This is a genomic window from Rhodococcus sp. KBS0724 (assembly GCF_005938745.2).
Taxonomy (GTDB): domain Bacteria; phylum Actinomycetota; class Actinomycetes; order Mycobacteriales; family Mycobacteriaceae; genus Rhodococcus_F.
In genome coordinates this window covers 6,420,435-6,443,894 of record NZ_VCBX02000001.1, presented here as the reverse complement: position 1 = coordinate 6,443,894, position 23,460 = coordinate 6,420,435, and the positions used below count along the sequence as shown (strand labels likewise).

At 59.7% G+C, this 23,460-nt stretch carries 19 protein-coding genes; 12 read left to right on the top strand and 7 right to left on the bottom strand.

What is annotated here, in order from left to right; genetic code table 11:
• Window positions 1-8 precede the first annotated feature (8 nt).
• From FFI94_RS29680 to FFI94_RS29670, 3 genes are read left to right on the top strand one after another with little or no spacing between them, the layout of a single operon-like run.
• Window positions 9-911, top strand: a complete 903-nt coding sequence (locus tag FFI94_RS29680) for an amidohydrolase (protein ID WP_138870989.1) — start codon at window positions 9-11, stop codon at window positions 909-911.
• Window positions 908-2,587 carry a thiamine pyrophosphate-dependent enzyme gene (locus tag FFI94_RS29675; RefSeq protein WP_138870988.1) on the top strand — a complete coding sequence of 560 codons (1,680 nt, stop codon included), beginning with the start codon at window positions 908-910 and terminating at the stop codon, window positions 2,585-2,587. The genes FFI94_RS29680 and FFI94_RS29675 overlap by 4 nt, the downstream gene beginning before the upstream one ends.
• Before the next feature lie 41 nt (window positions 2,588-2,628).
• A complete protein-coding gene (locus FFI94_RS29670; RefSeq protein ID WP_138870987.1) occupies window positions 2,629-3,588 on the top strand; it encodes an Ldh family oxidoreductase in 960 nt (319 codons plus the stop codon).
• Between the two features lie 43 nt (window positions 3,589-3,631).
• On the opposite strand, the gene FFI94_RS29665 is transcribed toward FFI94_RS29670, so the two are convergent.
• Window positions 3,632-5,131, bottom strand: a complete 1,500-nt coding sequence (locus tag FFI94_RS29665) for an ATP-binding protein (protein WP_185993346.1) — start codon at window positions 5,129-5,131, stop codon at window positions 3,632-3,634.
• Window positions 5,132-5,848, bottom strand: coding sequence for a response regulator transcription factor (locus FFI94_RS29660; protein ID WP_138873491.1), 717 nt, complete (start codon window positions 5,846-5,848; stop codon window positions 5,132-5,134). It abuts the gene before it with no gap.
• Window positions 5,849-6,035: 187 nt separating this feature from the next.
• Between FFI94_RS29660 and FFI94_RS29655 the strand changes: the two genes are divergently transcribed.
• Window positions 6,036-7,028: a serine hydrolase gene (locus FFI94_RS29655; RefSeq protein WP_138870986.1), complete on the top strand. Its 993-nt coding sequence runs from the start codon at window positions 6,036-6,038 to the stop codon at window positions 7,026-7,028.
• A 171-nt stretch (window positions 7,029-7,199) separates the two neighbouring features.
• Here the strand turns inward: FFI94_RS29655 and FFI94_RS29650 are convergent, their stop codons facing one another.
• Window positions 7,200-8,525: a cation:proton antiporter gene (locus FFI94_RS29650; RefSeq protein WP_138870985.1), complete on the bottom strand. Its 1,326-nt coding sequence runs from the start codon at window positions 8,523-8,525 to the stop codon at window positions 7,200-7,202.
• On the bottom strand, window positions 8,522-10,030 hold the full coding sequence (locus FFI94_RS29645; protein ID WP_138870984.1) for a tryptophan 7-halogenase: 1,509 nt from the start codon (window positions 10,028-10,030) through the stop codon (window positions 8,522-8,524). Before FFI94_RS29645 ends, FFI94_RS29650 begins: the two co-directional genes overlap by 4 nt.
• 435 nt (window positions 10,031-10,465) lie before the next feature.
• Here FFI94_RS29645 and FFI94_RS29640 point away from each other — a divergent pair, with 435 nt between their 5' ends.
• From FFI94_RS29640 to FFI94_RS29610, 7 genes are all read left to right on the top strand, one after another.
• Window positions 10,466-12,181: an NAD(P)/FAD-dependent oxidoreductase gene (locus FFI94_RS29640; RefSeq protein ID WP_138870983.1), complete on the top strand. Its 1,716-nt coding sequence runs from the start codon at window positions 10,466-10,468 to the stop codon at window positions 12,179-12,181.
• A 268-nt stretch (window positions 12,182-12,449) separates the two neighbouring features.
• Window positions 12,450-13,712 carry an MFS transporter gene (locus FFI94_RS29635; RefSeq protein ID WP_185993345.1) on the top strand — a complete coding sequence of 421 codons (1,263 nt, stop codon included), beginning with the start codon at window positions 12,450-12,452 and terminating at the stop codon, window positions 13,710-13,712.
• 133 nt (window positions 13,713-13,845) lie between these two features.
• Complete coding sequence (locus FFI94_RS29630) at window positions 13,846-14,679, top strand: siderophore-interacting protein (protein WP_138870981.1); 834 nt, start codon at window positions 13,846-13,848, stop codon at window positions 14,677-14,679.
• A gap of 140 nt (window positions 14,680-14,819) precedes the next feature.
• Complete coding sequence (locus tag FFI94_RS29625; protein ID WP_397495529.1) at window positions 14,820-16,520, top strand: bifunctional 3-(3-hydroxy-phenyl)propionate/3-hydroxycinnamic acid hydroxylase; 1,701 nt, start codon at window positions 14,820-14,822, stop codon at window positions 16,518-16,520.
• A 2-nt stretch (window positions 16,521-16,522) separates the two neighbouring features.
• On the top strand, window positions 16,523-17,452 hold the full coding sequence (locus tag FFI94_RS29620) for a VOC family protein (RefSeq protein WP_138870980.1): 930 nt from the start codon (window positions 16,523-16,525) through the stop codon (window positions 17,450-17,452).
• 1 nt (window position 17,453) lies between these two features.
• Window positions 17,454-18,284, top strand: coding sequence for a fumarylacetoacetate hydrolase family protein (locus FFI94_RS29615; RefSeq protein ID WP_138870979.1), 831 nt, complete (start codon window positions 17,454-17,456; stop codon window positions 18,282-18,284).
• A gap of 118 nt (window positions 18,285-18,402) precedes the next feature.
• Window positions 18,403-19,188: an IclR family transcriptional regulator gene (locus FFI94_RS29610; RefSeq protein WP_185993344.1), complete on the top strand. Its 786-nt coding sequence runs from the start codon at window positions 18,403-18,405 to the stop codon at window positions 19,186-19,188.
• Here FFI94_RS29610 and FFI94_RS29605 read toward each other — a convergent pair whose 3' ends face one another.
• The 3 genes from FFI94_RS29605 to FFI94_RS29595 all read right to left on the bottom strand — a co-directional run bounded on the left by FFI94_RS29605 (window position 19,189) and on the right by FFI94_RS29595 (window position 22,263).
• Window positions 19,189-20,757: an ABC transporter substrate-binding protein gene (locus tag FFI94_RS29605; RefSeq protein ID WP_138870977.1), complete on the bottom strand. Its 1,569-nt coding sequence runs from the start codon at window positions 20,755-20,757 to the stop codon at window positions 19,189-19,191.
• Window positions 20,758-20,810: 53 nt separating this feature from the next.
• Complete coding sequence (locus FFI94_RS29600) at window positions 20,811-21,794, bottom strand: 4,5-dihydroxyphthalate decarboxylase (protein WP_144298301.1); 984 nt, start codon at window positions 21,792-21,794, stop codon at window positions 20,811-20,813.
• Between the two features lie 76 nt (window positions 21,795-21,870).
• Window positions 21,871-22,263, bottom strand: a complete 393-nt coding sequence (locus tag FFI94_RS29595; RefSeq protein ID WP_138870975.1) for a VOC family protein — start codon at window positions 22,261-22,263, stop codon at window positions 21,871-21,873.
• A 272-nt stretch (window positions 22,264-22,535) separates the two neighbouring features.
• Between FFI94_RS29595 and FFI94_RS29590 the strand changes: the two genes are divergently transcribed.
• Window positions 22,536-23,456, top strand: a complete 921-nt coding sequence (locus tag FFI94_RS29590; protein WP_138870974.1) for an alpha/beta hydrolase — start codon at window positions 22,536-22,538, stop codon at window positions 23,454-23,456.
• Window positions 23,457-23,460: the final 4 nt, after the last annotated feature.

Below are 23,460 nucleotides of genomic sequence, written 5' to 3'. Positions count from 1 at the left end.
GAGGATCCATGTTCATTGTCGATTCGCAAATCCATATCTGGAAGGACGAGGCTCCGGATCGTCCGTGGCTTCCGGGGGCGCGTGAGCGTATCCGGTTGAACGGTCATCGGGAGGAGTCGTTCAGTTACGAGGAGGCTCTCGGGTTGATGGATGAGGCGGGGGTGGATCGGGCGTTGATTCTGCCGCCGTCGTGGGAGGGTGATCGGATCGATTACGCGTTGGAGGCGTGTGAGGCGCATCCGGATCGTTTCGGGATCATGGCGCGTATTCCGCAGAACAAGCCGGTCGAGGGTGCGGCGATGATGAAGGATTTTGCGCAGAATCCGCATGTGAAGGGGACGCGGTTGACGTTCCATCGTCCGCAGGACCGGAATTGGATGATCGACGGCACCAATGACTGGTACTGGCCTCTGGCGGAGGAGTTGGGTATCAAGACGATGGTGCATGCTCCGGTGTGGAAGGCGGAGCTCGGTGAGATCGCGGGTAAGCATCCGGAGCTCAAGATCATCATCGACCATATGGGGATCATGGCGCGGTGTGTCGACGATGCGATCGGGTATTGGGTGAAGGAGACGGCGGATCTGCATGTTCATCCGAATATTTTTGTGAAGGTTTCTGCTATTCCGGGGTATTCGACGGAGCCGTTCCCGAATCTCAATATCGCGAAGTATGTGCGGGAGATGGTTGATGCGATGGGTCCGGAGCGTTGTTTCTTCGGTACCGATATCACGCGTCTGCTCGGTCACGGGTTGACGTGGACGGATACGGTCGAGCAGTTCACGGAGCATTTCGATTTCACCGAGCAGGAACTCGAGTGGATCATGGGTCGCGGTATCGCCGAGTGCCTCGACTGGCCCATCTTGTCTGAAACAGATCGACCCGTACTGGCGCAAGCGCAGGGGCAGTCGTGAACGACAGGATCGATGGCGGCGAAGCCATCCTCGCAGCGTGCCGCAGCATCGGAATCGACATCATCTTCTCCTCTCCCGGGTCTGAATGGGCGCCGATGTGGGAAGCGCTTGCGCACCAGGAGCGCGACGGCGTCGACGGACCGCGCTACATCGACTTGATGCACGAAACACTTGCTGTCGCAATGGCAACGGGCTACGGGATCGTCACTCGTCGGCCGCAGATGGTTCTCCTGCATGCCGTGCCGGGGCTCCTGCAAGGTGCATGTGGAATTCACGGTGCCCTCCTTGCTCAGGTCGGAATGGTCGTCTGCAGCTCCGAATCGATCACGTACGGTGAGACCGACGTGGACCCGGGGCAACAGTGGTACCGCAATCTCTCCATTGTCGGTGGTCCGCAGAACGTTGCTGCCCCGTTCACGAAGTGGTCGACCCAAGTCGGCAGTGTCGAGACACTGTACGGATCTGTTGTTCGTGCAGCGGATATCGCGCGACGCGGTCCAGCGGGACCGGTTTACTTGAACGTACCGGTCGAGGTGCTTCTCGAACCGTGGGATGCGGATCGTGCTGCAGTACGGCCGGCGCCGGCTCCCGGTCGGCGTATCAGTCTCGCGTCGGAAATCGACGACGCAGCTCGCCGTCTCCTGGCTGCGCAGCGACCCGTCATCATCACGGAGTCCGCCGGCAGACACCCGGACGGTTTCGACGCGTTGCTCGAATTCGCCGAGCTGTTGTCGGTGCCGGTGATCGAACCGCCGGCCGCGGTGTCCACCAATTTCCCGCGCAACCACGAGTTACATGCCGGCGCAGCCGGTTCGGAGCTTATTCGTGACGCAGATCTGATCATTCTGGTCTGCTGCCGTGCGCCGTGGTATCCGCCGAGTGACCGCCCGGCAGCGGCAGACGTCTTGGTCATCGACGAGGTGCCGCATCGTCAGTACATCGACTATCAGATCCTCGGCGCCGATCAGTACCTCGAGGGTGAAGTCGGTCCAACGCTGCGAGCGCTGAGCGCGACCGTCAAGTCGATCGGGCCGGACGAGTGGCTAGTAGCGCAGCGCCGCGAATCGCGTTCCGCCGCAGCCCGTCCCGCAGCGGCATCGACGCCGTCGACGGATGCGATCACCGCTGCAGATCTGGTAGACGCGCTCCGCGAAGCGCTGGACCCGGAGGCATCTGTCGTCGACGAGACGATTACGCACAGCCGCGTCGTCGCCGACCGACTTCAAGCGGACAAGCCCGGCCGATACCAGTACGTTCAAGGTGGACTCGGACAGGGAATCGGTGTGGCACTCGGCGTCAAGCTCGCCGAACCGTCTCGCGAGGTGGCACTGACGATCGGTGACGGGTCGTTCCTGTACAACCCGATCGTGCAGGCGTTGGCGGCGTCGAAGTCGCTGAATCTACCCATCCTGATCGTCGTGATCAACAACCACCAGTATCTGTCGATGAAGCTCAACCACTTGCGCTTCTATCCCGACGGCGCTGCGCAGACCGACCAGAACTTCCGCGGGGTCAATCTCCACGACCAACCTTCGGCTGCTTCCCTGGTCGAACCCTTCGGGATGCTCGGTCTGACCGTGACACGACCCGACGAACTCGGCCCAGCGCTGAGTCGTGCGCTGGCCAGCGTGCGCGGCGGAACGACAGCACTCGTAGATGTTCACGTAGCGCGCTGATCGGCGCGTTCCAGTCCGCTTGGATCCAGGAAGGCACTGTCATGTCTACTACTCGTGTTCGCGTCCAGGAGCAGACGTTGCGCGTGCTCGCCGGCAACATCTTCGTCGCCGCGGGATGTTCTGCGGAACACGCCGATCTCATCGCAGATGCCCTCGTATGGGCGAATCTGCGTGGGGTCGACGCTCATGGAGTGTCGCGGATTCCGCGCTACCTCGAATTGTTCGACAGCGGGGATGCCAACCCGGCTCCGGATATCACCGTGGACCAGACGCGGTCAGCGGTTGCCATCGTCGATGCCGATTCGGCGCCGGGTCCGATTGCATTGTCCACCGCCATGGATCACGCAATGAGCCTGGCGCGCACAGTCGGTATTGCCTGGGTGAGCGTCAGGGGCACCGTCCATACGGGCGCTCTCGGGTACTACACGGCGCGGGCCGCCGACTACGGGATGGCGGGTTTGGGGATTGTCGCGGGTATGCCCACGCCGGCCCACCCCGGACGCGGTGGGGCGGCAGTGGCCACGAACCCATTGTCCGTGGCGTTGCCCGCCGGGAGGCGTCAGATGGTTCTGCTCGACACGGCGACACCGAAGTTGTGCCCGCCAGGCGGATTGCCGTCCAGCGGTGGGGAGGGGGCAGGAATGTCACTGATTCTCGAGCTTCTTGCCAGCGGGTTGGCCTCGAATCCGATCGTCAGCCGCCTTCACTCGGACAAGCCGGAGGGACGCCGCCACCGGGAGAATGCAGTACTGATGGCAGTCGACATCTCGGCGTTTGTTGCTCCGGAAGAATTCATGGGGACGGTCGACGACACGATCGAGGCCATCAACAGATTGCCGGCAACCAATTCGACAGTCGACCTGTCGTACCCGGGGGAGCAGGGAGTCAAGACACTTCACGAACGTCGTGTGGACGGCATCCCCCTCGATGTTCAGCTTTTGGACGAGCTCGAGACTGCGGCCGAGAAACTGAGTGCGGGCGTCCCGTCGGACTTCCGTTAGCGATGCGGGCGGCAATCGAGTCGATGCTCGGCTCGGTTGTCGTTCATTCCGAGCGCGGTAGGCAGACGCAGAATGTTGTAAGACCGGGGCGGGACTGCACCGTCACAGTGCCGTGATGTGCCTCGACGATCGAGGCCGCTATCGCCAGACCGAGTCCCGTGCTGTCGGTCTTTCGTGAACGTCCCCTGTCTCCTCGAACGAACCGCTCGAACAGTTGGGGGAGAATATCCGGGGCGACACCGGGACCGTTGTCGGTGACGGTCAATTCGACCGACCCATGATCAGGACTGTCGTCTGTCACACGCAGGGCGACGGTCACGGTGGTGTCCGGCGGCGTGTGGACCCGTGCGTTCGACAGCAGATTCGCCACCAATTGGTAGAGACGCTCGTTGTCTCCGTTCACCATCACTGCGGATTCGGGTACGTCGATCACCCATTTGTGCAGGGGAGCGGCGACGCGTACGTCGTTCACGGCGTTGACGACCAGTTCCGCAAGATCGACATCCGAGGTTTGCAGGCTCTGGCCTTCGTCCAGTCGCGTGAGCAACAGCAAGTCTTCGACCAGCGCACCCATGCGCCTGGCTTCGGACTCGATCCGTTGGAGTGAGTACTCCGTCATGTCGGGTAGTCGGTCGCTGTCTTGGCGGGTGAGTTCCGCGTATCCCTGGATGGATGCAAGCGGGGTCCGAAGCTCATGGCTTGCATCCGTGACGAATTGCTTGACGCTTTTGTCCGCGGCTATCCGAACCGACAGCGCCTCGTCGACATGATGGAGAAGATGGTTGAGAGCCTCGCCGACCTGCCCCAATTCGGTGCGAGGGTCGGTGTCCGATTCCTCGACGCGTACGTCCAAGGAGACTTCGCCGACGCTGAGCGGAAGCTCGGTCACCTTCTTTGCGGTCGCAACTACCCGGGCGAGCGGCTTCAGGGCGTGCCGGACGACGAGCACAGTACTGATGACAGTAGTTGCCAGGGCGAGAAGGGCGAGAACAGACAGCACGCGCGTTTCATGTACAACGGCGTCGTTGGCGGCTGCAAGTGAAATTCCGACAATCAGCGATGAATTTCCTTTGTGAGCAATACTTTCCATTCGCATATCGCCGACGCCTGCCAGCGTGAGGTCTTGCCGTTCGCCGTCCGCCCAGTCATGGTTCTGGACTTGGGTAACAGCTTCGGCATTCAGCGGAACGGATTCGGAGTCCGAGAACACCGCGGAATCGACTACGGTGCCGTTGTCGAGGAGGAGAATGACCGTCCCGGGAGCCTGGCCGGCGTAGTCGGTCAGTGGTTTTCTGCCCCTCATTGCACCCGTGGAAGGATCGGTTCCAGGGTCGCCGAGGTACTTGTCGATCAAATGGCTGAACGAGGCCATCGATCCGGTCAACTGCGAATCGACCAGCCTCGTGACCGATGTGCGCAGCGAGATGATGCTTGCGACGGCAACGACGAGGAGAATTACCGCGATCACCCCTGTCATGGCGATGACGAGGCGTTTTTGCAGTCCCCACGGCCGACGGCGAAGCACTCCGGCGAGGGTTGGCATTCAGCGGTCCTGAGATTCAGTGGGCCGCAGTATGTATCCGATTCCGCGAACAGTGTGAATCATCGGATCGCGGCCGGCATCGATCTTGCGTCGTAGGTAGGAGACATAGAGGTCCACGATGTTCGACTTGCCCGCGAAGTCGTAATTCCATACTCGGTCGAGGATCTGGGCTCGGGTGAGTGCTTGCTTGGAATTTTGCATCATGTAGCGAAGTAGCTCGAATTCTGTTGTAGTCAAAGGAATTGTCTCGCCACCGCGCTTGACTTCGTACGAACTTCCGTCAAGGGACAGATCGCCGACGACGAGCACGGTGTCATGCTCGGACATCGAATCGGCGGTCCGTCGGAGCAAACCCCTCAACCGCGCCACAAGCTCTTCGAGGCTGAACGGTTTGGTCATGTAATCGTCGCCGCCGGCAGTCAAGCCGAGTACGCGGTCGTTGATCGAATCGAGAGCCGTGAGGAAGAGGACGGGCGTCCCGCGACCCAGAATTCGCAGACGTTCGAGCATGCTGATTCCGTCGATATCGGGCAGCATGATGTCCAGGACCACCAAGTCGAACAGTTGCTCCTGCTGCAGTTCCAGGGCAGTTCTTCCGTCGTGTGCGACGGAGACTATCCATCCCTCGTATCCAAGCGCCAGGCTGACCAAATCGGTGATCGCCGGCTCGTCGTCCACAACCAACACCCGAATCGGGGATCCGTCGGAACGGTACATCCGGGGGAGTCGCGCAAGCACTGCGCGTCGTCGGCCAGAGTCGGAGGACGCGGCACCCGGAGCAGATCTCGACACTGCACCATTATTCCTTACGAGCACGCTCGATAGTGATGCTAGAAGTCAGCGCACAGAAACTTCACATGTTCCCACATCAAATCCACCGAAACACCGTCTATTCTCGCGCAACATGCAACGGCCAGCGAGACATTTCAAGCCAGCGACGCGACGCTACGGGTCGCGCACGGCCTTGGCAGTCATCACGGTTCTGATTGCAGTGACAGCGTCGATGTCCTGCGCACACGGCTCCTGCGCGGCTGCAGCCAAGTCGAGTGGTTCGGCAATACCCGAACCACTACCGACCGCAACCGCCGCAACACCGACGGTGGCCGAACTGGCCGCGCCTGATGCAGAGCAACAGCCTTCACTTGCGTCGCGAATGACACTGGCGACGGAGTTTGCCCGCGAGCAAGGTGCGGAAGTGTCCATTGTGATCTTCGACCGCGTCGAGGGCGTTCGAGTTACCAATGGCAACGACGAACCGATCGATACCGCTTCGGTGTCCAAACTGTTCATCGCCGATGACATCCTCTTCCGCGAACAACAGGGCGAATTCACGCTGTCGGAAGACGAGGCAGCATTGATCGACGACATGCTACGTTCCTCCGACGACTCAGCTGCCGATCTGCTGTGGAATCGCTTCGGGGGCAACGACATCATCGACCACATCACAGAGCGGTACCCGCTTCCGTCAACTTCCATCGGATGGAACGAGACATGGTGGGAAACGGAGACAACCATGTCCGACATGGTGAGCTATTACGCAGCCTTGCTCGACGGTAGTGGGGGTCTGCAAGCGGATCAGACTGCAGTTGTTCTCAGTGACATCGGGGATTTCACCACTACCGGCGCTGACGGTTACTACCAACGGTTCGGAATCCCGGACGCGCTTACCGCTGAATCCGATATCGCTGTCAAACAGGGGTGGATGTGCTGCATCGACGATAGTTGGATTCACCTGTCGACAGGAATCGCCGGCGACGATCATCGGTACATCATTGCGCTGGGCTCTCGTGAAACTGCGGCAAACTACGGGGGTGGAGACCTCGGCGCCGAACACGCGCGCTGGACTCTCACCGAAACGGCCACGATACTTTTCCCTGACGGCAGAATCGATTTGTGAAATAGGCAAGTGAACAAGGGGATTCGGTGTCATTCACAGGCAACGTGCGTCGTGACCCGAGCCGATTGGGCTATGACGAATGCCGTTGGTGCACAGATATTTCGACACGGCTGTGCCGACCTGATCGGTGAACTGATCAGGTCGGCACGCAACGTTCGGGGATTTACCGGGTCATTCTCGGCCCGGAGCTGTTTCCCACTTCTCATGGAGTTGTGCTCGCTGTTCCTCTTCGGTCGTGTGATCTACTCGCGACATCGACCATCGGAGGATCGGTGGTGCCATGACGGACGTCACGACCGCGACGAAGACGATGACCGCATACGCTTCGGCGCCGAAGACGCCAAGTCGCAGACCCACCATCGCGATCACGATCTCCACTGCGCCACGTGCATTCAGCCCTGCGCCCAATGCCACCGATTCCAAGCGCGGCAAGCCAACCACACGTGCGCCCGCATAGGAGCCGACGAACTTACTCGCAGTCGCCACCGCCAGCACACCCACGCCGGCCAGCAACACCCGCGGATCAGCAAGTACTGAGAGGTCCACGCGCAAACCGGCAGTGGCAAGGAACAACGGCGCAAATACCGTCATCACGACGGTCCGCAGCGGTGCCAACAACGCAGCTCGGTTCTGTCCCACCACCACTCCGGCGACAAAGGCGCCGAGAATCGCTTCGAGATGTAGTGCTTGTGTTGCAGCGGCGCACCCGAGAATAACGACGACGACCGTTGCAATGGTCGTCCGTTGATCAGAGTGCTTCTCGGCGCGATCAAGGACGACCTTGACGAGCGGACGAAGCAGTAAGAGCGCCGCCGCCACGAGCAACACCAACGATGCAATTGTCCACACGATCTTGCCCGCGCGTACACCAACGGTCGCCATGGCCGACACCACTGAAAGCATCAACCAGGCTGCAGCATCGACAACGGTGCCCGAGGCAAGCGTCAACTGGCCGACGTTGCGATGCAGGAGTCCCATCTCAAGCAGCGTCTTGGCAATCACGGGAACGGCGCTGGCCGACAGTGCAGTTCCGATCAGCACCGCAAAGGTGACGTTGGACGTACCTTCGCCGATCAGGGTGTCGGGGAGGAGGAAACCCGCCGCGATACCTGCTCCCAATGGCACCAGGAATGCCCCGGCACTCACCGAGGCGACCACGCCGACACGCCGTCGAACAAATGCTGTATCCAGTTGCGCCGCAGACAAGCCCACCAGCAGGAGAATGCCGATCTGCCCCACTGCGTCGAGAAGATTCTGCTGCGCCGCAACAGCCGGAAACAACCAGTTCTCTACGTCAGGCGAAATGCTCCCCAGGATCGAGGGGCCCATCACGATTCCCGCTGACAACTCGCCGACGATGCTCGGCAATCCGAACCGGTTCGCCACCTTGCCCAAGATAGTAGCCACGCCGATCAGCACAGCGATTTGTGTCAGAAGAATCAGCAGCGCATGCTCGCCGATCTGCGGTACGGGATCCGCAGCAGCCCAGATGTTCAACGTGTTACGAGAGCGGGCTCTACCCAGGCCAGCCCATCAGGTGAAGGGACCAACCCGCCCTCGAGCAAAGGCGGCGGAGTCTGAATCGAACTGCTCGCGCCACGCGCTTGCAATGAATTCATCTCTTCCATCACCTCTCGAACTACCGGCGTGGCAAAGAGATGGTTCATCCGTTGACCTGAATCTGTATCCATGCCACCAGTTTTCACAGTCGCATCAGTCAATGCCTTGGTCGACGCGGAGAATCGCTTCACCACAGCGTCGGCGTCGGTCAGCACGTCCTCCTGCGAATACGCGCCCGCCACCAAAGACACGAATGCCGTCATGTCCTGACCGTCGAAGTTGGTCACACGACGAGCTTTCCAGAAGTACGAGTCTTCAGACTGTTCCATGTCGTAGAACGAGGACAAGAACTCGTAGAACACTGCGTACTCCCGACGGTACCGTCCCTCGAACTCGCCGAATGCTCGCTCCTCGCTCAGTTCCCCCGACAAGACGCTGTTGATCGAGCGTGCGGCAAGAACAGCCGAGTAGGTAGCCAGATGCACCCCGGTGGAGAATACCGGATCGATGAAACATGCTGCGTCGCCGACCAATACCATGCCGTTACCCCAGAATTTGGTGTTGGCATAGGAGTAGTCCTTTCGGGTACGGATCTGCCCGTATACGCCATCGGTAACTCGGGTCGCGTCCGAGAGCATGTCGTCGACAATTGCGCAGCGTTTGACGAACTTCGCCAAAGCGTGTTCCGGATCGCCCTGGATTTTTGCCGCGTGTTCCTTCGCGATCACCGCACCCACGCTGGTGAGCTCGTCGGTGAGCGGGATGTACCACATCCATCCTTCGTCGAACGCCGCGCACAGGATATTTCCTGAGTCAGGCTCGGGAAAACGCTTGCCCCCGTTGAAGTATCCGAACAGTGCTACGTTCCGGAAGAAGTCGGAGTAGACACGTTCGGCGCCGGCATGCTTCGTCAACCGAGTCTTGTTTCCCGAGGCGTCGACGACATACTTCGCACGCACCTCGCAGACGTCGCCGTCCACATCCGTGTACGTGACACCAACTACTCGTCCGTTGTCGTCGAGGATCGGTCCGGTGACGGTGGACTGCTGCCGTACGTCGACTCCGCATTTCTGCGCGTGCTTCAAGAGAATGTGATCGAATTTCATCCGTTCGACCTGGTAGGCGTACGACGTGGGTCCGGCGAACTCGGGAGTTATCGCAAACAAGAAGTTCCACGGCACCGGGTTCTTGCCCCAGCGGAAGCTGCCGCCGCGCTTTCGCATGAATCCGGCATCCTCCATCTCCTTCTCCACTCCGAGCAGTCGACACACGCCGTGGACCGTGGCGGGCAGAAGCGATTCGCCGATCTGATAGCGCGGAAACTGCTCCATTTCCAACTGCACAACTCTGTGACCGCCCTTGGCCAATAGCGTTGCAGCGCTGGACCCTCCGGGTCCGCCGCCTACGACGACTACGTCGACCTCGTCGACACGACTGCTCATTTCCGATCCCTTTCGAGTCAGGTGTAACTCTTTGTTACGAGACGTGATCGACCCACTATTCGAAGATGAGAACCTAAAGAAAGGTTCAAGTCTTTCGAAATCGAATCTTTACTATCGCCTGCCTCGTGAAGTCTCTCTATCTTCCTGTGACGGCGGTAGACAGCCTAGGCTATCCTAAATGTAAATGGGTGTCCTTGTTGTGATTACTGAAAGTTGTTGCCCGACTGGGTGGATGGTGAGGTTGGCAACATCCTTACCCCTGACCACGTTCGACTAGCATCGTTAGCCTAACCTAATTTTATGCGCATCGGGGCTGGATGGTCAGGCCGTTACAGAATGCACATGATCCTCACATCTTTTACGTCCTGACCCATGTGGTCGCGACGCTGATCGAAGTTAGTTCGGTTTCTTACTCGGGAATCTCGGAGGCAATATATGAAGGTTTGTGTCGTTGGAGCGGGTCCGTGCGGGCTGACAACCGTCAAACAGCTTCTCGACGAGGGGCATGAGGTGGTCTGCTTCGACAAGAACGCGGACGTGGGAGGAATCTGGCTTCGCCACGAAGGTGACGGCGACAAGATGAAGGCATACGACAACCTTCATCTGACCATCTCGATCAAGCTGATGGCCTACTCGGATCACCCGTTCAAAGGGGAACGAGTGTTCTACACCCGTAGGCAGTACTTCGAGTACCTCGAGGAATATGCAAATCTCTACCACCTACGCAACCACATTCGGTTCGGCAGCGAGGTGACGAATGTCGAACGGAAATCCGATACGTGGACCGTGTCGGTTCGCCGCGACGGTGTCGAGGTGGTGGAAGAGTTCGACGCGGTCGCAATTTGTTCCGGACCGTTCAAGACACCCAACCGGAACATCGCCGAGCTCGAGAACTTCTCCGGAGAGATCGTGCACTCGTCGGAATATCGGAACAACGAGCGATTCAGGGGCAAGCGTGTCCTGATCGTCGGTATGGCGGAATCAGGGGCCGATATCGTTCGTGAAATCGGCGATGTGGCGGATGCGTGCACCTTGTCGATCAGGTCGTACAACTATCTGCTGCCCCGGGTGTTCAACAGCACCAGGACGACGGATCACGGCACCGTGAGATCGCATCATCACGAGATGCTCAGGCGAGCAACCGACTATCCATTCCCTCTCGACACCGTCTGGGGACGCAGTTCCCTCGCGAAGGCTCTCTTTCTTGCCGTATCGGTGGTTCTCGGAGTTGTCACGACGGCTCTGGGCGCTCTGCGCGTGTACCGAGACAAGTTTATTCCAGGCATGCGCGCCGCTGCGCCCGCGCTCAATCCGATGGGCGAGGCGGTCTATCCCCCGAAGCTCGATATCGGAACGGTCCACAACGACGAGAACTGGAACCTGATCAAAACCTGGAATCGACGATCTCATCCCGATGGAAGCTGGACACAGCGAACGATCTTCTGCAAGAACGTCAGCTTCATCCCGAGCATTGTCGACGGCCGAGTCGTGTTGAACGACGCGGGAATCGAGACGTCCGAAGGCAACAAGGTCGTCTTCAAGGATTCGAAGGTCGGTGAATTCGATACCATCGTGCTCTGCACGGGCTTCAGCAACGAGGAACTCTCCGTCGGCGACCTACAGGTCAAGGAAGGAAACGTCCGCAACCTCTACAAGCACTTCCTTCATCCGGAACACCAAGGGACCGCGGCATTCATCGGATTTGTTCGCCCATTCTCGGGTGGCATTCCCATCTGTGCGGAGATGCAGGCGCGCTACTTTGCGCGTGTACTCAGCGGCAAGCTGAAGCTTCCCCGCAATCTCGACGAAGTCATCGGACGAGAGAAGGAATGGGAAGAGCACTGGACTGCCCTGAGTCCGCGGCACACTGAGGCAATACCATCGCAGGTTCTCTACCTGGACGCACTCGCGCGTGAAATCGGCTGTATGGTTCCGATGCGGAAGATGATCCTGAACCCGAAGCTGTTCATTCAACTGTGGTTCGGCAGCTTCAATCAAGCCTGCTACCGGATCGTCGGGCCGCACAATATGGGTCAAGCCGCGCGTGAGGACCTCTATTCCGAACTGGTCGACAATCGGCGGGAAATGGCATTCCGGATGTCGATGTTGCAGCTGATGCCCTCATCCGTTCATCCGAAGCACATGATGTAGGGCGCGGAGCCGGTGTCACCCGAACAGTGCTGCAGCACTGCATAGTTCACAGACCATATTTTCGCTCTAGCAGATGTGGCCGCTGTTCGGGTTCCGTGCATTGCATACTTAGGTTGAAGTTGGTGTCGTTGACGCGATCCCGTCGACGTCGATACGGTCTCAGTGCTGGGGTCTGGAGTTGCTCTTTCGATTCACCGGTTGAAAGTAACTTGTGTGCTTCACTTTCCGTCCACCGCAGTGGTTCGACCCCGACAAGATAGGCGCAGTAGTGCTCCAAACTTTTCGCTCACTCTCAATCCCCAACTACCGCATATACGCGGCGGGCGCAGTCGTGTCGAACGTGGGCACCTGGATGCAACGCATCGGCCAGGACTGGCTCGTTCTTCAGTTGACAGACAACAGTGGAACCGCGGTCGGTATCACGACGAGTTTGCAGTTCCTGCCGGTTTTGCTGATCTCTCCCCTCGCAGGTCTACTGGCAGACCGTTATCCGAAGCGCCGTCTGATGCAGGTGACACAGGTGATGATGGCAGTCCCCGCACTCATCTTGGGAATCCTGGCAGTCACAGGCGCGGCGCACCCGTGGCACGTCTACGTCATCGCGTTCGTCTTCGGTATCGGCGCGGCTTTGGATGCTCCTGCGCGACAGTCGTTTGTGCCGGAATTGGTCGGCCCCGAGGATCTCACCAATGCGGTGGGGCTGAACTCCGTATCGTTCAATACCGCGCGGGTTGTCGGTCCTGCGGTGGCGGGCGTCTTGATTGCGGCGTTCGGTTCCGGCGCTGAGGCGGCGGGATGGGTGATCCTTCTCAATGCCTTGAGTTACATCGCAGTGATCTACGCTCTTCAATCGATCAATCCCGATCTGCTCTCGTCACCTAAGCCGCAGGTGCGGCGCAAGGGGATGCTGCTCGAAGCGGTGCGCTACCTGCGTGGTCGGCCCGATCTTCTCTTCGTGTTCGTCATTGTCTTCTTCGTGGGGGCCTTCGGAATCAACTTTCAGTTGACCACTGCGTTGATGTCGACGCAGGAATTCGGCAAGAGCGCCGGAGAGTTCGGCCTGTTGACTTCGGCGATGGCGGTCGGGTCGTTCGCCGGTGCTCTGGCCGCGGCGAGGCGATCCACGATTTCCGGCCGTCTGGTGATGTTTGCGGCGTTGGCGTTCGGTGGTGCGCTTGCAGTGGGTGGATTGATGCCGACCTATCTGACTTTCGCGATCTGGACTCCGCTGATCGGACTCAGTGCCATGACGATGATCACCGCCGCTCAGGCCAATATTCAGCTCAAGGTCCATCCGGAGTTTCGTGGACGTGTCACCGCCCTTTACGTGATGGTGTCGATGGGAGGTGCGCCGGTCGGAGCGCCGATTATCGGATGGATCGGCGAGACCTTCGGGCCGCGGTGGACTCTGTTCGTCGGCGCGGCGGTGGCTCTGTTGAGTGTGGCCGGTGCTGTGGCGGCGTTCGGTTGGCCTGCGCGAGCCGAGTCTTCGGACACGGGGACTTCCTACCCGAGTCAAACCGTTCGCTGAGGAAACTGCCGTCCTCCGGCAAACCTACGCTGGACCCATCTATGAGCCAGCTGACATCCATATCGTCGATATATCGTGATATAGATAGAAGTATATCGTTTTCATTCTGAATGCGTCCGATCAAGGAGACGTCTTGACTACATATCTGACCGTGACCAGTAGCGAACCCATCACTCCGTCGCTTCGGCGAGTGTGGTTCCACAGCGACGACCTCTCGGCGTTCGTCGGCAGCGTGTCCACCGACCGCTACGTCAAGCTGGTCTTTCCCAAGCCCGGTGTCGTGTACCCCGAGCCGCTCGACGTCCGTGCGTTGCGTGGCACTATGGCACCCGAGGACCTGCCGGTGGTGCGTACGTACACAGCGATTTACCCCGACATCGAGGCGGGGACGGTGGCAATCGATTTTGTGATTCACGGAGACGAAGGCGTCGCTGGACCGTGGGCGGCTACAGCGCAACCCGGCGACACGCTGATGGTCAACGGACCGGGCGGGCGATATGCGCCGGACCCGGCTGCTGATTGGCACCTGTTGGTGGGTGACGAGTCTGCAGTGCCCGCGATCAGTGCCGCTCTCGCCGCCTTGGCAGATGCCGCGCCGGACGCTGTGGCACGGGTTGTGGTCGAGGTGGACTCGGCCGCGCACGAGCCGCCGCTGGCAGAGTTGGGACCGACCGGGGCCGAGATCGTCTTTGTGCACCGCGACGCGAATGCCGGCAACAGCGCGTTGGTCGACTCTGTGCGTAACCTGGGCTGGCTTCCGGGGCGTGTTCAGGTATTCGCGCATGGTGAAGCCGACGCAATCATGCACGGTCTGCGGCCATATCTGTTGAGTGAACGTGGCTTGCTCCGCGACCAGGTTTCGATCTCCGGATACTGGCGCCGCGGAAGTACAGAAGAGGGGTTCCGGGAATGGAAGTCCGAGATGGACCCTGCCGGTGGCCGGGGGCGGGGCCGCCGCCGAGGTTAGGACAGTTGGACTGGGGCGTTCCCTCCATTGCAGTGACGTAGGTGTGTGAACTCCGGCTCAATTGCGCAGTAGCTATTGGCAATTGAGCCGGAATGCTGTCCAGCCTTCGCTGTCGAGGTACTCCACTGATGTAAACCTAAGTGTGCGTCCTATGTTGCAGGAATCTATTCCTGGATAGCTGGACGGCGAGTTACCGTTTCTGCACGCCACTTCTGGTGGCGATCCCAGAGGAGGAACTCGTGAACTCGATTTTTCGAGGCCGCCGGTACGACGTGGCGATCTGCGGCGCAGGCCCGGTCGGAATGACCGCGGCAGCGCTACTCGCGGCCCGCGGCCTCGACGTGGTTGTGCTTGAGCAACGCATGACCACCAGCGATGAGCCGAAGGCGATCAGCATCGACGACGAGGCATTGCGGGTCTACCAGCAGGCCGGCATTGCCGATGCGGTGATGCGAATAATGGTGCCTGGTACCGGAACCCAGTACTTCGACAGTGACAACAAGCCTCTGTTCCATGCACGTGCCGCCGTTCCGTACCGGCTCGGATACCCGTTCAAGAATCCCTTTGCACAACCGGACCTCGAGCGAGTGTTGCTCTCAGCGCTCCATGATCATCCGAATGTCGACGTGCATTTCGGAACCGAAGTAACCGGAGTGGAACAAGATCGGGATCGCGCCACGATCTCGACGACGGACGGCGACGTGGTGGCTCGGTACGCATTGGGCTGCGACGGTGGTCGCTCGACAATGCGGGAGTTGTTCGGCGTCACCATGAGTGGACGGAGCTACCCTGACGTCTGGCTCGTCGTCGACACGCTCGGTGATTTCCACACCGAACGCTTCGGAATGCACCACGGCGATCCGGAACGTCCACACGTCATCGTGCCAGGACTCGGTGGTCGTTGCCGCTACGAATTCCGGTTGTTCTCCGGAGAGGGTGAACCGACGGACACACCCTCGTTCGAACTGATCGAACGGTTGCTGCGCCGGTATCGCGCCATTCCTCCCGAACAGGTCGAGCGGGCGGTCAACTACCGTTTCAACGCCGTTGTCGCTGACGACTGGCAGGTCGGTCGATGTTTCCTGCTCGGCGATGCTGCTCACATGATGCCGCCATTCGCCGGTCAGGGCTTGAACTCCGGAATCCGGGACGCGGCGAATCTGTCGTGGAAGATCGCCGATGTGCTGGACGGGCGATTGCATGAAAGCTCCCTGCGTAGTTACCAGAGCGAACGCAGTCCACACGTAGTCGCAACCGTGCGCGCATCGGAGAGGCTCGGGCGGGTCGTCATGACAACCTCACCTCGACTGGCTCGCCGTCGCGACGAATTGGTCGGGGCTGCACTGGCTACATCGGAAGGGCGGACATTCTTCGAGGAAATGCGGTACCGCCCCGTTCAACAGTTCACTGACGGACTCGTTGTCTCAGGGCCGAACGTCGGTGTCCCCGTTGGGCAGCCACGGGCGTTCGACACGATCGACCAGCGCATCGGTCTGTTGGATCAGTCCCTCGGTCACGGCTGGGCTCTGGTTGGTGTCGATGTCACCAGCGAGGAAGACTGGGCAAACGTGTCGGTAGTGGCCGCGCTTTTCAATGCAACTGCCGCATGTGTGCCCGTCGACGAAATCCTGCCCCGGCTCCAGCAGCGAGTGCTGATCGACGTCGACGGCGGACTGAATCGCGAATTCGATTGTTACCGAGGCCGTTTTGTTCTCTTGCGCCCAGATCACTTCGTCGCGGCTGCCTGGTATCCCCAGGACACGGCTCAGGTTACCGATGTACTCCGCACCTGGGCCCCTGATTTTCAGACATCCCACTCCGAATCATTAGGAAAGGCATAATCATGGAACGACCGAATCGTGTTGTCCTGCAGGAACGCGATGCTGCAGGCACCCTTACCTCCACTGCCGTCTCTCACATCGGTTTCCATGTTCCCGACGTGGCTGCGGCAGCTTCCTTCTACGGTCGCGTTCTCGGCCTCGTCGTTCAAGGCGAACTCGAAAACGGTGGTCTGCGCCTGGGCTGGGGTACCGGTCACCATGTCGTGGACCTGATCGAAGGCGAAAAGAGTTTGGCATACTACGGTTTCGAGGTGCGCGACACAGACGGCATCGAGGGAATTCGGAAGCGTCTGCTTGCTGCGGGACATGACGTCTCCGAGCTCGATCCGTCTTTCATCGACTATGCACTCGGTACTGCGGACGGAATCTCCGTTCCGGATCCCGACGGCAACATCGTGCACTTCCATGGGCCGGTAGAGCGGCAGGGTGAGAATGCTGCGGACACCGGACGACGGCCGATCAAGTTCCAGCACACTACGGTTGGCACCGTGGATGTCGCGGCGATGGCGGCGTTCTTCGTCGATGTTGTCGGGTTCCGTATTTCCGATCAACTCGAGGACGGTAAGTTCGCTTGGCTTCGCAGCGATCGCGACCACCACACCTTGGCCGTCGTCGAGATCGGCAAGGCGGGCGACATCGATCACTATTCTTACGACCTCGCGGAATGGGAAGACTTCAAAGCCTGGTGCGATCGACTCACCGATCTCGGTGTCGACGTCAGTTGGGGACCGGGTCGCCACGGACCGGGTAACAACCTGTTCGTCTTCTTCGACGACCCGGCCGGCAATCACATCGAACTGTCGGCCGAAATGGAGAAGTTTCATGATGACCGCGTTACCTATGTGCCGCGCCGCTGGAAGCCGATTCCGACCTCGGTGAACCTGTGGGGTGGCCAACTCGCAACCTGGCGCAAGACGAGCGAAGGAAACTGACATGGCATACGCAACATATGAATTCAACGGAGCGCGCGGTGTCGGCGAGGTCGACGGCGACCATCTCGTTCCCCTCGAAGGGATCACCGAGATCGGGGTTTCGACGCCGATCGACGTTCTTGCGGCAGCACCGCGTCGTCGAGCGGACTCCGTCGCGATCAACGACGTCACGCTGCTTCCGGTCGTGCCGAATCCGACCAAGATCCTGTGCGTCGGTTTGAACTACCGGGATCATGTCACCGAGACCAAGCGCGATCTCCCGACCTACCCGGTCATGTTCGCCAAGTACGCCTCGAGCTTGATCGGAGCCTACGACGACATCGCTGTGCCGCCGGAGTCCGAGCAGGTCGACTACGAAGGCGAACTTGCGGTCGTCATCGGGCGATCCGGACGACGAATCTCCGAACAGAACGCTCTCGACCATGTCCTCGGGTACTCGGCGGCCAATGACATCACCATGCGCGACTTTCAGTACAAGACTCACCAGTGGATTCAGGGAAAGGCATGGGATGCAAGCACTCCAGTCGGTCCCACCGTCGTGACTCCCGGCGAGGTGGACATCACCGCGGCCGGTATTCGCACCATCGTCAACGGCGAGAAGGTACAGGAATCAGATCTTTCCTACCTGATCTTCTCCATTGCCAGCCTGATCTCGACCATTTCTACCTTCACCACTCTCGAACCAGGTGACATCATCTTGACGGGCACTCCAGGTGGAGTGGGGTACCGGCGCGATCCCCAACTCTTCCTGCATCCCGGCGACAGCGTCAGCGTCGAGATCGACGGCGTTGGTACCGTGCGTAATTCGGTGGTGGCGCAGCAGCTTTCCTGACCGCGCACCGCCGATTCGGCCGCGCCTCACACTTCGGGGCGCGGCCGGACTCGGCTGACACGGAGGGACGAATCGATATGAGACTGTGTTCCTGCTATTGAGGATTGGGCGGTGAATTATGACGGCATCTTCCGGTGGCTATCGCGAACGTAACTCCACCGCCGACCGCACACTGACCGTACTTGGGATGTTCTCCGACAATCGACTCCACATCAGTGCTGTCGAAGTGGCCGACACACTCGACTGTGCTCGGTCGACTGCCTACCGGTACCTGCAAACATTGGTATCCACGTCCTTCCTCGAAGAGGCGCCACATGGCGGATTCCGACTCGGTATCCGGGTGATGGAGCTTGCCCGCCTTGCGCGGCGTAGTTTCAGCCTCACCGAGATCGCACTGCCTGTTATGCGTGCATTGGCCGACGAACTTGGCGAAACCGTTTTGCTGACCCGATTGGTCGACAGTGCGGTCATCTGCATCGAGCGGTGTGAAGGAGCGAATCAACTGATCCGGCTCAGTTATGAACGCGGCAGCCGACTTCCGATCAACGCCGGGGCCTCTGCGTTGGTCCTGTTGGCCTGGCTTCGTGAAAGTCAGGCCCGCGAATTACTTGCCCGAGAGCCTCTGCAGAGTTTTACCGAGAGTACCCTGGTCGATATCGACTCCCTGATGAATCGACTGTCCGAAATCCGCGCAAATTCCGTCAGTGTGTCAGTCGCGGAAGTAGACCCTGATGTCATCGGCATTGCTGCACCGGTTTTCGGTGACAACGGTGCGGTTGTCGCGGCGTTGAGTGTCGTCACGATGCGTCGTCGGGTGCCTCCGAAACGACTTGACGACCTGGTTTCGGCAATAGCGGCCGCAAGCAGTACATTGTCGAACCAGATCGTCGTGCGTGACGGCTGATCAGTCAGAGAGCCAGAGCCCGGCCGTCAACAGGGAACCTTCTCCGTACATCTGGATTCCGCCGACTTTGTCGGATGCTATCGAGGTCTCCGACGTGCGTTGGTAGAAGATGGCGGGTGCCGTCTCGGCAAGACGTTCTGACGCAGTCTCATACGCGTCCTTGCGGTCCGCGATCGACTCACTGACGCGCCCGGCTACGAGTGCCGCATCAAGTTGATCGTCCTTGATCCCCGTTGCACTCCGTGGCGACGTGCTGTGGAAGGAACGGAACAATGCGGGTTCCGGGTCGATGAAGTTGGACGCTGCCACCATCATGTCGAAGTCCTTCTGCCCGTAGATGCGTCCCGACTCGGCCCAGTCGACACGATTGACGGAAATCTCGACGTTGTCGTACTGACTGAGCTGTGCCTGGACCGCCTGGGCAACAAGCTCTTTACCCGGGAACGCTGTGAAGGTGAACGTCAAGGGACTGCCTTCGGCGGCGAACTGATCAAAGAGGCCCTGCGCCTTGGCCTTGTCGTAGGTATGTAGCGGAGTGTCCGTGTAGAACTGGCTGGTGTCCGGGAACAATGTCTCGGCGATGACGCCTGCTCCCTTGTCGATAGCGAGTGTCAGTGCCTCCAGGTCTATTGCTGCACTGACTGCTTGGCGTTTTCGAACATCGTCGAACGGGGCTCGTGTCGTGTTCAGGGCAACGAAGGTTCCGCCGGCCATCGGCATAGTCCGAACCTGGAACCCGGCATCTGTTGCCTTCTCTACGACGGACCAGTTGGCGGCCTGCACCAGGTCAGCGCCACCACTCACCACGGAATTCAATCGCTGTTCTTCATCTGCCGACGAGGTGAGTGTGAGTCGGTCGAGATACGGACGTGGAGCGTCCCAGAATCCTGGGTTCTTGACCAGTTCGATCTTGCCGGCGCGGGTCCAGCTCTCGAGGGTGAACGGACCGGCTCCGATCGGATCGGCATCAAAAGCCTGCGATCCTTGCGCCAAAGCCTCCGGTGATGCAATCCAGTTCATCGCGGTTTGCGACAGCTGATGGGCGTAGGCCGGAATTGACTGCGTCAAAGTAACTTTCAGTGAAGTTTTGTCGACAACCTCGGATGACTCGACCAGTGCGGCATCGGGGGTAGAGTTGGAACCGAGCGACTTGTCCTTGAGTCGATCCCAGTTGAACTTCACCGCATCTGCAGTCAGCGGCGATCCATCGGAGAACTCTAGACCGTCTCGAAGGTGAAGGACGAAGGTCTTGCCGCCGTCGTCGCTCGCGAAGCTCTCTGCCATCGAGTAGCTGATCTCATCAGTTTGCTCATCGCCGTACATGAGCGTTCCGTACAACGAATTGCCGAGTGTGCCTTGGCCTTGCAGGTTGTTCTGAAGAATCGCGGGGTCGAGGTTGCGAGGTTCGCTCAGCAGCACCGTGCGCAGTGTGCCGCCAGAAACAGGATCACCCGACGGGCCGGAGTTGGACGACGCCTCGGAGCCGGCGGCGCCACCTCCACATGCCGTCAGGACGAGCGCGATGGAACACGCCGCCCCCACAGCCAGTATTCGTGTATTTCGGAACATCAATGGTCCTCTCTGAAACTGACTCGGGAATTGAAGGACGCCAGGTCTGCCGCTCAGTACGAGTGAGCGGCTTCTTGCGCGAAGAGTTCGTCGATGCTCAGCCTTCGAGGTGTGACGGACTGCTGCGCGCAGTCGTCGAGAAACTTCTCGATGGTCGGAAGGTTTGCCTCGATGCCGTATGGCCAGAAGTCGTCGCCGAGAAACTCTTTGGTCCGCAACATGTTCGACGGTGCCCAGGGGAGAGGATAACTCGGCACAGTTGTGTTCTTCGCGCGTTTGACTGCTCGATCTTTTGCGTCGGTGAAGGCCTTGACCAACCCGGTGTAGACAGAGGGTTCTGCTTCGTAGACTGCGCGCCGCAAGGCAAGGACGTGCATGATCGGGTAGAGGCCCGTTTTTCGGGTGTAGGACATCTCCTCGAACGTCCACTTTTCGAACATGCGCCTTACCGGAGAGTCTCTGCGCTCGGTACCTACCGGCGGGCGGGTGCTGATAACCGCATCTACCTCGCCGCCAAGGAGGAGTTGGTCAAGTGTGGTGCCGTCGACACGCGTTACGTCGAACCCCGGAACATCCAGCGGGGTAGTCTCTTTGCGTTCCGAGGTGCGCGCCCCGGGTTGAATCCAGCTGACGGAGTTCAGGTCGACGCCGTACTCCGACGCGAGCATGCCTCGGACGACGATTCCCGTGGTCTGTGCCCAGGTTGGGATGCCGATCCGCTTGCCGGCTAGGTCTTCTGGATTCTGTGGGCCGTCCTTGTGGACGTAGATCGTGCCGTGACGAAACGATCGCGCGAGGAATACCGGCAACACCACCAGGGAATCGTCACCCTGTCCCAACATGGCGGTGACGGTTGCCAACGGCAGTTCGGCAGCGTCCCACTCGCCTCCTTCAAGGAACCTGCGGAAGACTTCGCCCAGGTTATCGACTGGTGTGCAGTCCAATTCGCATTCCGGGACGGTGACACGTCCGTTCCAGAGATCTCGAGTATGGTCGTAGTCTCCAAAACCGATTCGAACAACCGGCGGTGTGGTCATGATGATGCGTCCTTCGTGTTGCTGCTGATGAGTGTGTGGTGTCTCGCGGACATGCACAGCTGTGCCATGGAGTTGGCTACCAAGCTCGATCGGGATGCCACGTGAACTCGACACGATGTCCATCAGGATCAATCAGACTGCCGGTCTTCGAGCGGTTGTGTACGCGAATCCGTTCATCATCGATGTACTGCACGTCCAGGCCGTCGAGATGAGTATGGAACTCGTCCCAGTCGGTTACCTCGACGGCGAAGTGAGTGATACCGATGTTCGTCCGGTCGTCCGTATCGACGACGTGAAAGTGCAGGTCGAATCGACCGTTGGTGAGCATCAACAGGTCTGCGTTGGCTGGGCCCTGGGGGTCGACCCGAGTGAGGCCGAAAACCTCGCCGTACCACGTCTCGGTGGTCTTCTTGTCGCGGATCGGAAAGTTGGAGTGATGGATACTGTAGGCAATATCGGCTGCAGTCATGTTTCTTCTCTTCTCGGTGAGTGAAACGTGCGATCGAAGGTCGCTGTGGGACAGTCCAAGTCGGTGGACCGATGAACTCCGTCAATCTAATAGCGGGGAATCCGGCGATTCCACTGCCGAATGCGCAACCTTTGAATGCATGGAAGTGATGCCCGACATAGCGATGAATCGCGGTTCGGTCACTCGGTCCGGGATCCAGATGCGGTTTCCGGACTATTTATTCGCTACGTGCGCTAGTTTCGCTGAATACGTCGACGGAAAGCGAACTTGCCATGACTTCAGATCCGGTAGCGACGGATTTCGACCCCGCATTGAAGCTCGCACGATTCCTGCCTCGCACCGTGATCACCCGGCGGACAGCGGGACTCCTTCGTAGGCTCACTTCGTTAGGAGCCCTGGTTCCACCCAAAGGCGGGGAAGCTGTCCGTTGCGACGAGAATGTTTCGCTCCGGGTATTCCGGCCCAATGCTCCCGATAACCTCAGGCCGGGTGTGCTCTTCATCCACGGCGGCGGGTATCTCATCGGTAGCGCAGCGATGGGGGACGGCATGTGTCGCCGCGTCGCAGCGCAAGTGGGTGCTGTCGCAGCGTCGGTGGAGTATCGGCTTGCACCGCAGCACCCGTACCCAACTCCCCTGGAGGACTGCTATTCCGCACTACTGTGGCTGGCGGAACAACATGATGTCGACTCGAGCCGTATCGCTGTCGTCGGGGAGAGCGCCGGTGGAGGTTTGGCTGCTGCTCTGACCTTGCTGGCCAAAGAACGTGGCGAGGTGCTGCCCGCATTTCAGGTGCTGTCGTATCCGATGCTCGATGACCGGACAAGCTCGCGAACAGATCTTGACGAGAGCCGGTTTCGAGTGTGGAGCCCCCGCAGTAACCGGTACGGATGGAGTGCGTACCTTGGATCGGCGATTTCGGATGTGCCGCCGCTGGCTGCACCCGCCCGGTACGAAGATCTCACCGGACTCCCGCCGACGTGGATCGGTGTCGGCACAAACGACCTGTTCTACGACGAAGATGTTGCTTACGCCAAGCGGCTGATCGATGCCGGGGTGCCGTGCACACTCTTCGAGGTGCAAGGTGCCTACCATGGCTTCGACCAGATCGAAGCCCGATCAGCCCTGGCGCGAAACTACCGCGGCGAGCAGTTGAGGGCTCTCGCTGCGGGCCTTGCGAACCAAAGCAATTGACAGC

Bases quoted from the DNA above. Each gene is read 5' to 3' on its own strand.
- FFI94_RS29680 (WP_138870989.1), top strand. From the start codon at position 9: ATGTTCATTGTCGATTCGCAAATCCATATCTGGAAGGACGAGGCTCCG.
- FFI94_RS29670 (WP_138870987.1), top strand. From the start codon at position 2,629: ATGTCTACTACTCGTGTTCGCGTCCAGGAGCAGACGTTGCGCGTGCTC.
- FFI94_RS29665 (WP_185993346.1), bottom strand. From the start codon at position 5,131: ATGCCAACCCTCGCCGGAGTGCTTCGCCGTCGGCCGTGGGGACTGCAA.
- FFI94_RS29660 (WP_138873491.1), bottom strand. From the start codon at position 5,848: ATGTACCGTTCCGACGGATCCCCGATTCGGGTGTTGGTTGTGGACGAC.
- FFI94_RS29655 (WP_138870986.1), top strand. From the start codon at position 6,036: ATGCAACGGCCAGCGAGACATTTCAAGCCAGCGACGCGACGCTACGGG.
- FFI94_RS29645 (WP_138870984.1), bottom strand. From the start codon at position 10,030: ATGAGCAGTCGTGTCGACGAGGTCGACGTAGTCGTCGTAGGCGGCGGA.
- FFI94_RS29640 (WP_138870983.1), top strand. From the start codon at position 10,466: ATGAAGGTTTGTGTCGTTGGAGCGGGTCCGTGCGGGCTGACAACCGTC.
- FFI94_RS29620 (WP_138870980.1), top strand. From the start codon at position 16,523: ATGGAACGACCGAATCGTGTTGTCCTGCAGGAACGCGATGCTGCAGGC.
- FFI94_RS29615 (WP_138870979.1), top strand. From the start codon at position 17,454: ATGGCATACGCAACATATGAATTCAACGGAGCGCGCGGTGTCGGCGAG.
- FFI94_RS29610 (WP_185993344.1), top strand. From the start codon at position 18,403: ATGACGGCATCTTCCGGTGGCTATCGCGAACGTAACTCCACCGCCGAC.
- FFI94_RS29605 (WP_138870977.1), bottom strand. From the start codon at position 20,757: ATGTTCCGAAATACACGAATACTGGCTGTGGGGGCGGCGTGTTCCATC.
- FFI94_RS29600 (WP_144298301.1), bottom strand. From the start codon at position 21,794: ATGACCACACCGCCGGTTGTTCGAATCGGTTTTGGAGACTACGACCAT.
- FFI94_RS29595 (WP_138870975.1), bottom strand. From the start codon at position 22,263: ATGACTGCAGCCGATATTGCCTACAGTATCCATCACTCCAACTTTCCG.
- FFI94_RS29590 (WP_138870974.1), top strand. From the start codon at position 22,536: ATGACTTCAGATCCGGTAGCGACGGATTTCGACCCCGCATTGAAGCTC.